Origin of the sequence: Microcoleus sp. A2-C3 (genome assembly GCF_036706065.1) — a bacterium.
GTDB lineage: Bacteria > Cyanobacteriota > Cyanobacteriia > Cyanobacteriales > Microcoleaceae > Microcoleus.
Genome location: NZ_JAUBVX010000118.1, coordinates 1 through 1970 on the forward strand (window position 1 = coordinate 1; position 1970 = coordinate 1970).

At 42.7% G+C, this 1970-nt stretch carries 3 protein-coding genes; all 3 read right to left on the reverse strand.

All coding sequences use genetic code 11. From position 1 onward, the window contains the following. On the reverse strand, positions 1-718 hold a 718-nt coding region (locus QUB66_RS29535), incomplete at its 3' end, for a reverse transcriptase domain-containing protein (protein ID WP_332970788.1). Then, positions 703-1218, reverse strand: a complete 516-nt coding sequence (locus QUB66_RS29540) for a reverse transcriptase N-terminal domain-containing protein (RefSeq protein ID WP_332971310.1) — start codon at positions 1216-1218, stop codon at positions 703-705. The genes QUB66_RS29540 and QUB66_RS29535, both read right to left, overlap by 16 nt. 530 nt (positions 1219-1748) lie before the next feature. Then, positions 1749-1970, reverse strand: a 222-nt coding sequence (locus QUB66_RS29545) for a zinc ribbon domain-containing protein (RefSeq protein WP_332970792.1), incomplete at its 5' end; no start/stop codon positions are given.

Consider the following 1970-nt stretch of genomic DNA (forward strand, 5'->3'; position numbering starts at 1 on the left):
CCTTATATGTTCTGTATTGTGTGTGATACAACGAAAATCGTGAACCATCCATTTTACAAAACTTATGGTAGTTTCTCCATCCTCTAACTATTGGTGCTAATTTTTCAGCTTTCACCTTAGAACCATAATTCGAGTTATTAACGATAGCTTTTACCTTCTGACGGAACTTTTTAAAATTATCCACTGAGGGAGTGCTTCTAAATTTACCGTTGTTTTGCACTTTGAAATGCCAACCCAGGAAGTCAAATCCATCTGTCGCAGCGGTTATTCTTGTCTTTTTTTCGCTTACTTTCATTCCTCTTTCGGCTAAGAATTGGCTGATATCTTCAAGTATCTTTTCTGCATTGTCTTCGGGGCGAAGTACGATTATCATGTCGTCCGCGTAGCGGATTGATGGATACACTATTTCCTTTTCTGAGGTGTTTTGTGTAATCCGTTTTCTTTTACTTCTGTTGTATCTATGGATACTTTCGATTCCATTGAGAGCAATGTTTGCTAACAAGGGACTAACCACACCACCCTGGGGTGTACCTTGTTCGGGAAATTCAGGATTTACTCCGGCTTTTAAGCATCGGAATATACCTCCTTTAGTGCCTTTAGGGGCAATAAGGTTTTCCATAATTGTGGCATGGCTTATCCTATCGAAGCACTTTTCAATATCGAGTTCTATAACCCGTTTATTGATTCCATTGGCATCAGATTTTAAGTTTTGAAACAAGATTCTTTGGGCAACGCGCAAGCCGAGCGTCCTGGTCTAAAACCGTAGCTGCGTTCATGGAATAGTGCTTCATGTGCGGGTTCTATTGCGTATTTTGCGAGACATTGCCACGCTCTATCCGCAATAGTCGGAATTTTAAGTATCCGTGTAGAGCCATCCTTCTTCGGAATCGGGATGGAGCGTAACTTTTGGTGCATCCAATTGTTACCGGATATTTTCAACAGTTCCTCTAGTTCAAATCGTTCCTTAAAGGTAAGGGACTTTTTGCCGTCAATTCCTGCCGTTTTCTTTCCCGTATTTAGCTGTGATACTTGACGAATCGCCAAAAACCTAGCCGCTTTGGATTTCAGAATAAGCTTTTGAAGTGACAGAGCTTTGCGCTTGTTTCCTTCTCGAATAGCTTTAAACACTCTACATTGCAGGCGAAATAAATCGCGTCGAAATTTCTTCCAATTTAGATTTTTCCAAGATTCACTAGCCTCGTGGCTGTGCCTAATCATGCTCTGACTCCGTTAAGTGTTTTTCTGAATACCTCAGCGAAATTACTCGCTGTCCTACCCGAATCAAAGGGATTCCGTATCTCGTCTTACCTACCTGGGATTCGACCGTCCCAAGACTTTTGATTCGTTTTTATTCGTTCCCTCAGATGATGGATTGTTCCATTAGGTGTAGCCAATTTAACCATCAGAAACCCTGGATTCATGCTGCTACTAAGCTCAAGGATGCAGCGGGTTTTAACTCTGATGAAGTCGGGGTGTTTCGACATTTATGCCCCGCTTTCCTTTGGGTTACTTTTCTAGGCTCGATTTCACCTTAGAAACTCCCTGTTAGCGCCAGTGTCAACCCATAACAGTTGTCTGATTGCGCCCTGTTCCCAGCTTCACTCTGTAAGAATCGAGCTTACTCGGTGTGGGCAGATAAGGAGTCACGCCTGAATCTAGCGGATAGGACTTTCACCTATATCAATCTGAGAGTTCAACCCAAGGGGGTTGGATTGGCTATTTACGGACTGATTACCGTGATTCCCCAATCAACGAATCGCACGAGCTTTAAGAGCGGGATGACCCACCGCCCTATTTTTTATATTTATCGCAGCATTGTGATCGCGGTCAAGACTACATCCACAATGTAGGCAGTTATGCCATCTTTCATGCAGCTTTTTCGGTACTTTTTCACCACAACCAGAACAATCTTGTGAAGTATTATAGGCACTTACTGGGATTACCAACAGACCAGCATTTACGGCTTTGTT